General features: G+C 66.0%; 7 protein-coding genes and 2 pseudogenes. 6 read left to right on the forward strand and 3 right to left on the reverse strand.

Features of this window, described 5'->3' with window-relative positions; all coding sequences use genetic code 11:
* Positions 1 to 101: 101 nt before the first annotated feature.
* Positions 102 to 1,073, forward strand: a complete 972-nt coding sequence (locus D2K64_RS16910; protein WP_120009564.1) for a Bug family tripartite tricarboxylate transporter substrate binding protein — start codon at positions 102 to 104, stop codon at positions 1,071 to 1,073.
* A gap of 2 nt (positions 1,074 to 1,075) precedes the next feature.
* Positions 1,076 to 2,431: an MmgE/PrpD family protein gene (locus D2K64_RS16915; RefSeq protein ID WP_120009576.1), complete on the forward strand. Its 1,356-nt coding sequence runs from the start codon at positions 1,076 to 1,078 to the stop codon at positions 2,429 to 2,431.
* Between the two features lie 305 nt (positions 2,432 to 2,736).
* On the opposite strand, the gene D2K64_RS16920 is transcribed toward D2K64_RS16915, so the two are convergent.
* Together D2K64_RS16920 and D2K64_RS16925 are read right to left on the reverse strand one after the other, a co-directional pair.
* Complete coding sequence (locus tag D2K64_RS16920; RefSeq protein ID WP_120009565.1) at positions 2,737 to 2,967, reverse strand: hypothetical protein; 231 nt, start codon at positions 2,965 to 2,967, stop codon at positions 2,737 to 2,739.
* Between the two features lie 91 nt (positions 2,968 to 3,058).
* Entirely contained in the window at positions 3,059 to 3,238 is a 180-nt protein-coding gene (locus D2K64_RS16925; RefSeq protein ID WP_120009566.1) for a hypothetical protein, read from the reverse strand.
* Between the two features lie 556 nt (positions 3,239 to 3,794).
* On the opposite strand from D2K64_RS16925, the gene D2K64_RS16930 reads away from it, so the two are divergent.
* The 4 genes and pseudogenes from D2K64_RS16930 (at position 3,795) to D2K64_RS16945 (ending at position 8,480) form a co-directional block, all read left to right on the forward strand.
* A complete protein-coding gene (locus D2K64_RS16930) occupies positions 3,795 to 5,315 on the forward strand; it encodes a CYTH and CHAD domain-containing protein (RefSeq protein WP_120009567.1) in 1,521 nt (506 codons plus the stop codon).
* Between the two features lie 372 nt (positions 5,316 to 5,687).
* The gene (lov, locus tag D2K64_RS16935) at positions 5,688 to 6,731 is read left to right on the forward strand and encodes a blue-light-activated histidine kinase (RefSeq protein WP_120009568.1); all 1,044 of its coding nucleotides are present in this window, start codon (positions 5,688 to 5,690) and stop codon (positions 6,729 to 6,731) included.
* Positions 6,732 to 7,240: 509 nt separating this feature from the next.
* Positions 7,241 to 7,959, forward strand: a pseudogene (locus tag D2K64_RS16940) (IS5 family transposase); the annotation flags it as partial.
* A gap of 80 nt (positions 7,960 to 8,039) precedes the next feature.
* On the forward strand, positions 8,040 to 8,480 hold the full coding sequence (locus D2K64_RS16945) for a Crp/Fnr family transcriptional regulator (RefSeq protein ID WP_157985899.1): 441 nt from the start codon (positions 8,040 to 8,042) through the stop codon (positions 8,478 to 8,480).
* A gap of 566 nt (positions 8,481 to 9,046) precedes the next feature.
* Here D2K64_RS16945 and D2K64_RS25570 read toward each other — a convergent pair.
* Positions 9,047 to 9,680, reverse strand: a pseudogene (locus D2K64_RS25570) (IS5 family transposase); the annotation flags it as partial.

The raw sequence follows: 9,680 nt of genomic DNA on the forward strand, positions 1-9,680 counted from the left end.
CACCATGGCATTGACCCTCCCCCGTTTCTGCTTCAATCGTGGTATCGATAACAAGGAGGCCCTGCAAGCATCATCCGAACGCCGGGGCCCGGAGGAACCACATGCCCGCAATTCCGCGCCGCGCGGCGCTGGCTGCCCTTTCCGCCGCCCTTGCGGCGCCCCGCGTCGCCCGCGCGCAGGCCTGGCCCTCCCGGCCCGTCCGGCTGGTGGTGCCCTACGCGCCCGGCGGCGGCACCGACATCTTTGTGCGCGCCATGTCGGATGGCCTGGCGCAGGCCCTCGGGCAGACGGTGCTGGTGGAGAACAGACCGGGCGCGAATGGCGCGATCGGCTCAGAAGCGGTGGCGCGTGCCGAGCCGGATGGCTACCTGCTGCTGGTCGACACGGGCAGCCACGTCATGAACAGCTACGTCATGCCGAACGTGCCCTACCAGCCGCTGCGGGATTTCTCCCCCGTCGCCCTGCTGTCGCGCTACCCGCTGTTGCTGACGGCCTCCGGTCATGCCCCGTTCCGGGATGTTCAGGGCCTCGTGGCGGCGGCGAAGGCGGCGCCGAGGACCATCGGCTTCGGAACCTCGGATGCGGCGATCTCGTATGCGGGAAACCTGTTCACGCGGCTGGTCGGAGTGGAGATGGTGGAAATTCCCTATCGCGGCGCCGCGCCGATCCTGAATGACCTCGTGGCGGGTCACCTGCCCACCGCGTGGAACAGCACGGTCGCGGCTGCGCAGCATCTGGCGGCTGGCCGGATCCGCGCCCTCGGCGTGACCACCGCGACGCGGACCCCCCTGCTGCCGGATGTTCCGACCCTGCAGGAAGCCGGCGTGACCGGGTACGACTTCGCCGGCTGGTACGCGATGCTCGGCCCCGCCGGACTTCCCGCCGCGGTCGCCGGGCGCCTGCACGCGGCGGTGCTGCGCGCCCTGGAGGATCCGAGGACGCGCGAACGGCTCACGGGCATCGGTGCCGATCTCGGCGTGCTCGCCCCCGCGGAGCTGGCGTCGTTTCTCCGCGAGGATGATGCGCGCTGGGTGCGGGCCTCGCGCGATGGCCTGATCACCCGGGCGCAATGACCATGGCGCCACCGGAATCCGTTCCCGCCGCCGCGGCGCTGGGCGCCTTTGTCGCCGGGTCCCGCTGGGATGCGATCCCTCCTGCCCTGCGGCACGAGGCGAAGCGCTCGCTCCTGAACTTCCTGGGCTGCGCGCTGGGGGTGTCCTCGGACCCCGCCGTCGCGGCCGCCGCGCGGGTCATGGCGCGGTTTTCCGGAGGCGGGAGGGCCACGGTTCTCGGACGGCCCGAGCGGCTGGACGAGATGGGCGCATCCTTTGTCAACGCACTGGCCGGAAACCTGCTCGACTACGACGACACCCACCTGGAAACGGTGATCCACCCGACCGCGCCCGTTGCCCCGCCGCTTCTGGCGCTGGTCGAAGCGAACGGGCACACCGGCGCGGAGCTGCTCCACGCGTTCGTGCTGGGCGCGGAGGTGGAGTGCCGCATCGGATGCGCGGTTTCGCCCGGCCACTATGATCGTGGCTGGCACATCACTTCCACAGCCGGGGTCTTCGGAGCGGCGGCGGGCTGCGCCAGGCTCCTCGGACTGGGTGCCGTCCGGACCGCACACGCCCTCGGGATCGCCGCCAGCCAGTCAGCCGGCCTTGTCGAGAACCTGTCCACCGCCGCGAAGAACGTCGGCATGGGCAACGCCGCGCGAAACGGGCTGCTCGCCGCGCTTCTCGCCCGGGAAGGCTACACTGCGGCGCCGGCGGCCATTGAGGGTCCGCTCGGCTGGGCCAGGGCCATGGGGGATGTTCCGAATCAGGAACGAATCGCTGGCGGGCTCGGCAGAAGCTGGGAATTCGCGCGGAACACCTACAAGCCCTATCCCGCCGGCATCGTCTTCCACGCCGTGATCGATGCCTGCCTGGAACTCCGGACAAAGGTGGCGTCGCAGAACATCGTCGAGGTGAGCGTCGAGGGCGACCAATTGCTGCTGGACCGGGGCAACCGCCCGGTCCGCACCGCGCGCGACTGCCGGGTGAGCATCCATCATGCTGCCGCAGCGGCCCTAGTGCGGGGAGCCGCGGGAGTGGAGGAGTTCTCGGCCAGCGCGCTGAACGATCCCACCATCGCGGCCTTGAGGGAGAAGGTGCGGGCTGGGCTGGATGAAAGCCTGCCCCGGGGTGCTGCGCGCGTCAGCCTGCGCTGTGCCGATGGCCGGGAGTTTGCCGCGCTGGTCACTCAGGCCCGTGGAAGCGCCGGGCGGCCTCTCGCCGACAGCGAGCTGGACACCAAGTTTCGCGAAAACTGCGCCAGCGCGGGACGGGGCACGGAAGCCGGGCGCTGGCAGGAAGCCATCTGGGGCCTTGAAGCGGAAGCAGATCCGGCACGCCTGCTGCGCTCGATGGGACGCCCAGCACCGGCATGATCGCATGTCGGAGAGAGCTTCTTCGCCTCCAAGCCGTCGGCAGGACCGGATGCGGCAGAAGGCTCACCCGATGCATGTCGCATCGAAGCCTGGGCGCTCGATATGAGCGGACCTGCATCAGGACATCGAAAGAGTATGGGCGCTGCAATCCGTGTTGTTTCGGAAGTTCCTTTGCTCTGCACAGTTTTCGCCGGGAGACCGGCCCGAATCTGGCTCCGGCGGTGGCGGGCGCCACGCGGAGTCTGGGCATGAAGGCAGGCCGCCGGGGACATCAGGATGGCGCAAACCGCCCGACGCGCAGATGCTCAGTAAGATGCATTCGTGAAGATGCGAGGAGCGGTGGCCCGGCCCGTGCCGTTGCGCCAGAGGGCAAGGCACTCGTACCGTGTCATGGTCGCCTGGCAACTCGCATCAAAGGCCGCGCGATCCTGCTGGCGCTGCTTGGTTTCTTCGAGGGCCAGCATGCTGATCACCACGGTACAGGCGATCAGAGAGATCCAGGCAGCAGCATAGGCAAACAGGCGAACAAGGCTCATCGATGCAATCCTGGGGATGGCAGGCGGAGGAAAATATTGGAGCGGCCGGCTCGCCGGGGGAGCTCAGCCGGATGTCCGGCGACGCCGGATTTCAGGAGCTGTAGGGCAACCTGGAAGGGCCCCATTGAGCGCCGCCATCCTGCAGAGCGCGATACTCGGCGGCAGCCGTTTCGAGGGCTTCTTTCACCACCGGTCCGGCAATGAACCTTTCGAAAAGAAAGATGGCTGCGGCAGGGATGATCAAGGCGATGATGATCAGGTCGATGTCCACGATCGATGCTCCGGGAGCCGCTTGGTCAATGCTGCGGCTGAGCAAACTGTCTCACAAGCCGCCGGAAAATGGCTATCACGGCCAAGTCAATGACAGGAAAGTGCGGTAACCTCTTGCCAAGGTCGGTTTCACTCAAGACAACGGGGCGGACGCGGGGAAATACACCGGTTGCCGATGAGCCGGGCCTAGCTGGAACTGCGTCCTGCGACAACAGCAGCGCGGTACTAGGCGGCATCTCGTTGTGGTTCCAGGCCCGGCAGCCGGAACTGCGGCGGGCATCGGGTTTCAGCCGCTTCACCCGGATTGATCGGAACCCCTCGATGGCACTCTTCCCTTTCGCACTCGCAGCTCCCGGAAGCAGCGTCCGATGCGGGCCCACGTCGTCACCCAAATGAACGTGCCGATGATCGGGAGCCGTGCAGCATCATGGGCTTCGCTGACAGAACAACCATCCCCCCTGACGCAGGTTGGGAACCGGCGTTTCGGATGACTTCCCGAGGGCTCGCAACGCCATCTCCCGTGGCAACGGGCGGAAAACACCCGCGTTAGGGGGTGCATGGTTGACGATCCCAAGACCCGACCCGTCGAAATCGAGATCAAGTTCCTTCTTCCTGATGGTGCGCACACGGCCCTGGAGACGCATACCTTGCTGCGCTTCGCGGAAACCCGGCCGCCCCGACGGGAAATGACGACCTACTACGACACCGCGGAACACGCGTTACGCGCCGCAGGCGCCGCCCTGCGGGTCCGTGAGGCCGGCGGGCGGTTTGTTCAGACCCTCAAGCAACGCCAGGGAAATGGCGTCTTTACCCGCGGTGAATGGGAATGGGAACTGCGGGATGGCCAGCCGGATCTATCGCGGCTGAGCGATACGCCTGTCGGGGATCTTGCCGGAAGCGCCGTTCGGTCGGTTTTTTCCACCGAGGTCACGCGGACCGTGCGCTGTCTGCGTGTGGCCGGCGGGCTGGTGGAGATCGCCACCGATCTGGGCTGGCTCCAGGCCGGAGAACATACCGAGCCGATCCGCGAAGTGGAGCTCGAGCTCAAGGAGGGCGATCCGGCGGCACTCCTCGCCGCAGCCAACTCGCTCCAGGCGGCGCTGGACTTGGTCCTGAGCGCTGAAAGCAAGGCCCAGCGCGGCTGGCGCCTGGCCACGGGTTCTCTGGCGGAGCCGATCCATGAGAAGGCGCCCTCGGTTTCGCCGGATGGCAGCGGGTCCGCGGCCTTCCAGGATCTGGTCGCCGTTCTCCTGGCCAGCCTGGTCGGGAACCAGCCGGCCGCTTCCTCAGGCTCGGCCGAGGGCGTGCACCGGATGCGCATCGCGGTGCGCCGCCTGCGGACAGCACTGGTTCTGTTCCGTCCCCATCTAGCGCAGGAAACGGAGGCTCGGTTCACCGAGGCGCTCCGACGGCTTGGCCGCATCCTGGGCGAGGCGCGGGACTGGGACGTGTTCTGCTCGGAAACGCTGGAGGAGGCCGAGAAACAGGACCTGCCGGCGCCCCTGATCCGCGCCCTGCGAAAGCCGGCCGAGGCGGAACGGCAGGCCGCGCATGGGCGGCTGAAGGAGGAGCTGGATCAGCCATCCCTCACCCGGCTGGTGCTCGACCTCTCGGCCTGGACACGGGATGCATCCGCATGGCCGGCTCGGGGAAGCGAGGCCCTTGCCAGCCCCGTGGCTGATGTTGCGCCGGATCTTCTGGGCCATCTGCGACGCAAGGTCAGGAAGCGCGGCCGGCGGATCCGCCATCGTTCCGAGGAGGAGCTGCACGACCTGAGGAAGGCCCTGAAGCGGCTCCGTTACGCGATCGAGTTCCTGGTGCCCGTGCTCAAGAGGCGGCGGCTGAAACCTTATCTGCGCGCCTGCAAGGAACTGCAGGAGGAGCTGGGAATGATTAACGACGCGGCCATGGCTGAGGCCCTGGCCAGACGTCTGGGCGAAGCGGATCCCGCCCTCCGACCCGCGGTGGAGACCCTGGAGGGCTGGGCGGAGGCCCGGCGCACTGCCGCAATCGGCCATCTCCATGCTGCGTGGCGGATGTTCAAGGCCGCGCCGCGGCCGCGTTTCGTGCGGGAATGATGACGTAGGGGCGGCTGACAAGCGGCCCATGCAGCAGATCGCCTCTTCCCACAGCATTCCGGCCTTCGCCTGCTGATCCGGTTTTAGTTCCTGCCGAACAGCAGCAGGGTCTGACCCGCTCTTCGCTTCGGCAATGGCAGGCTCTTCAGCATCGATTGGCACCTCGAAGGATTTAACGGCGCGCCGGAGGCCTTGTTCTGGACGACAGCCGATGAACAATGGATGGCCGGCCGGTGGCTTGCACCGCCACGGCCCAGGAACGCACGCTCCTTCAGCGGATTTCCTCGGCTTCCCTTGAAGCCGCGCAACCTGCTTGCGAAGCGAGGCGTTCCTCAGGTCCGGTTCCAAGAACGCGAGAGTGGCTGCGCTACGATGGCATCATTCGAGGGTGATCCTCCCACCGCGGCGGCGCCGAAGGCACTCCTGGATCGCAGGGAACTCGCGCTGGTCGCTGTTGAGAGGACGCGGATGCCGATGGTGATCACCGATCCGCGGCAACCGGATAATCCCATCGTGATCGCCAATCAGGCATTCCTGGATCTCACCGGTTATGAAGCGGATGAGGTTGTCGGGCGGAACTGCCGCTTTCTTCAGGGTCCGGACACGGATACCACGGCCGTGGAGAAGCTGCGGCGGGGCCTGGATGCCGGCCGTGAACATGTCTCGGCCGAGCTTCTCAATTACCGCAAGGATGGCTCGTCCTTCTGGAACGAATTGGCCATCAGCCCCGTGATGGGCGAATCCGGAGAACTGATCTACTACTTCGCCTCGCAGCGGGACGCGACCGAAACCCGCCGGATCAAGCAGCTGGAAGCTGCGGAGCGGCTCCTTCTGATGGAGATCGACCACCGCGCCATCAATGCCCTGGCCATCGTCAAAAGCATCGTCCGTCTCAGCCAGGCCGAGACGGTCGCAGACCTGTCGGCTTCGCTCCAGGGCCGGATCGAAGCGCTCGCACGCGCGCACCGGCTTCTGGCCGGCACGGGCTGGATCGGCGGCGATCTTGAAACGCTTCTCGCGGAAGAAATCCCCGGAGCCTTCGCATGCCGTGTGTCGGGCAGCGGACCTTCGGTCATGCTTCCTTCCGCCTGCGTGCAACCGCTCGCACTGGTTCTGCATGAGATGATGGCCAACGCCGCCCAGCACGGCGCGTTGTCGCGCTCAGACGGCGAAGTCATCGTGCAGTGGAAGGAGGCAGGAAGGCAGCTTCTTCTGGACTGGCAAGAGAACGGCGCGATTGGCCTGCGCTCCGCGCCGGAGCCGCGCTTCGGCCTGCGCATGCTTCTCGGCCTCGTGGAACAGCAGATGAACGGTAGCGTCGCCATGACGGGATCCGATCAGGGCCTGCGAATAGGAATCAGCCTGCCCCTCCATCATCGGACCGATGACGGCCCGATGAACGGTGGTGCCCGCTGAGCGGCAGGTGGCTGAGGCTGCCTCCGTCAACCCAATCTTCTGATGTTCGAGCCCTTGGATGATTCGGATGCATGCCCCAGGACCATGGTCCGCAAGCCGAGGAACCGTGTTGCGTGTCGGCAAAGTAGGCACAGGCATCACCATCTGCGGCGTTCACCGCATCGGGGTTCATGCCGAAATCGGAATGTTCCTGGAGCCCGCTGCGAATGCCAGATTGATCGCTGCCGCCCCGATCTTCTCCAGTCCTGCATGGCGCTGTTGGCGATATGCCAGGTGAGCGATGAAATGGGCATCCTCCATGAGGTGTCGATGGGGGCCCGGCTTGCTGCGCTCAAGGCGACCACGCCCTGAATGCAGGCGGCCGCTTGACCGGGAGCAGGCCCGTAGTATCCTCCGAATGCTGGTTCTTCCGGTCCCAGTACTATGGTTCAGCAACCTTGCTGCTCAACCCGATTTACAGCGCCTTTCAAAACCTGGACGGACGGTAGGGCCGCACCAATCTGAGGGGCATGGCGAAGCCCCTGATTTCTGATGAACTCTGGTCGGTCATTGAGCCGCTGTTGCCGCCGGAGCAGCCCAAGCCTAAAGGCGGACGACCCGTTGTATCGCCCCGGGCTGCCTTAAGCGGCATCCTCTTTGTGCTGCGCTCCGGCATCCCCTGGGAGATGCTGCCGCAGGAGATGGGCTGTGGATCCGGCGTCACCTGCTGGCGGCGACTGCGAGACTGGCAGGAGGCCGGTGTATGGGACCGGCTGCATCGGGAGTTGCTGCGACGCCTACGCCAGGCGGATCGGATCGACTGGAGCCGGGCCTTCATGGACAGCGCATCCATTGCAGCCAAAAAGGGGGTGCCGGAACGGGGCCGAACCCGACGGATCGCGGCAAGGCAGGCACCAAGCGGCACCTCGTCACGGACCGCTGCGGCATCCCGCTCGCTTGCCTGCTGAGCGGTGCCAACACGCACGACAGCAGGCCCTTCGAGGATCTGCTCGACGCGGTGCCGTCCATCTCAGGCAAGCCGGGCAGGCCTCGCCGCAGGCCGGACAAACTGCACGCCGACAAGGCCTATGATCATCGCCGATGCCGCCGCGCCTGCCTCCGGCGCGGCATCAAACACCGGATCGCGCGCCGCGGCATCGAGAGCAGCCAGAGGCTGGGCAAGCACCGGTGGATCATCGAGCGCACCTTCGCCTGGATCAACCGCTTCCGCCGTCTGGCCATCCGCTACGAACGCAGGCTCGACATCCACCACGCCCTCACCGCGCTCGCCTGCTCCCTCATCTGCCTCAACGCGCTTCAGGGTAGGTTTTGAAAGGCGCTGTTAACCGCTATTCTCCTTTCGCGAATACTGACAAGAAAGAGGCGGCGATGCTGGAGGGTGGCCCCCAAAATCTGGATATGCGGCAGATTTCCCGCTCCCTTGGTGTTGTCCTGAGCTTTGCCCAGGGTGACTTTTTGTTCCGGGAAGGCGACAAGCCGCATTGCATGTACATCCTCCTGGAAGGGGAAGTGGAAGTTCGCCGGCGGAACCACGTCATCGAGCGGATCGGGCCCGGGCAAGCCTTAGGGATCCTTTCCCTACTTGACGAGGAGCCCCGCACCGTCACCGCCGAGGCTCAATCGCCTTGCGAAGTCGCCGCGATCGATATGCGTCAGTTTCGCTTCGCCGTCGATGAAGTTCCGCATTTCGCGTGGTGGGTGATGCGCGAGCTGGCCCACCGGCTTCGGACTACTAACGCTGCACTCTGAAGCGCCAGGGCTCTCCCGCGCCATGCGACGCAGGATATGCGGCAGCGCGCCACGCAGGCATTACGCCGCGACCCCAAGATGCATCGATCCCTACCGAAACACGGCCGATGACTTCCGGAGGCGACGGCGTAAGCGGGTCAAACGAGGATGCTCGGCTTGTATCCCGCACTTGAGACTTATGCATCAGGCCGTCTTTCGGTGGAAGATGACCACACACTCTCCTGGGAAGCCTGCGGCGATCCTGTTGGCATACCGGCGCTGGTTCTGCATGGAGGGCCAAGCTCCGGCTACCAGGCATGGCAGCGCTACTTTGATCCCGCTGCGGCCCGGCTCATTAACCAACGGGGATGTGGCCGGAGCATCCCGCATATAGGTGCCGCGAATGCTCCCTGAGCACGGACACCACCAGGCCGCAACGCACGCCGGTCTTGCTGGCCTACGGGTCCGAGCATCCCTTCCGTCACGGTGGACCGGCGCAGGAGTGAAGGCCGCGCCAATGCCACCCCCGGTGCCGCTGTTGGATGTCATGCCCATGACCTGCGGCACCTGTGGACTACGGCCAGGCTTCATAACCAATCGCCGACGATGGCGGCGAGATGGACGGCAGCCAGGAGGTTGGTAGCCAGCCTGTTGTAGCGGGTGGCGACGCGACGGAAATCTTTGAGACAACAGAACATGCGCTCGACGGCGTTGCGGCCACGGCAGGGGACCGGGCTGAAACAGCACTTTCAGGGCCTGTTCCGCTTCGGCGGAATGTTCGACACGGCGCCCTGCCTCTGGATCTGCTGACGGATGGCATGGGTGTCGCAGGCACGGTCGGCTATGACCAGGCTAGCGGATGGCAGGTTCCGCAACAGCACTTCAGCAGCGCGGCAGCCAGCCGCCTGACCGGGTGTCAGGACAAAGGCGAGCGGGCGCCCCCCGGTCCTCACTCAGAGCCTGGATTTTGGTGGTGCGGCCGCCCCGGCTGATGGCGGGCGCCTGGATCTTCTGCTCCCTTTGCCGCCGGTGGCACAGCGATGGGCCCTCACGGGAGTGCTGCCGAGCAGCAGCTCCGCAGGCAGCCCGCCTGCCGCGGCCAGGGCCTGGAAGAGCCTCACCCAGACGCCTCTGCCAGCCCATTGCACAAACCGATGATACAGCCTCTTGCGCGAGCCGTAGTTGGCGGGCGCATCAATCCAGCGTCCACCTGGTCGCAGC

Origin of the sequence: Teichococcus vastitatis, assembly GCF_003604215.1 — a bacterium.
Classification (GTDB): domain Bacteria; phylum Pseudomonadota; class Alphaproteobacteria; order Acetobacterales; family Acetobacteraceae; genus Pseudoroseomonas; species Pseudoroseomonas vastitatis.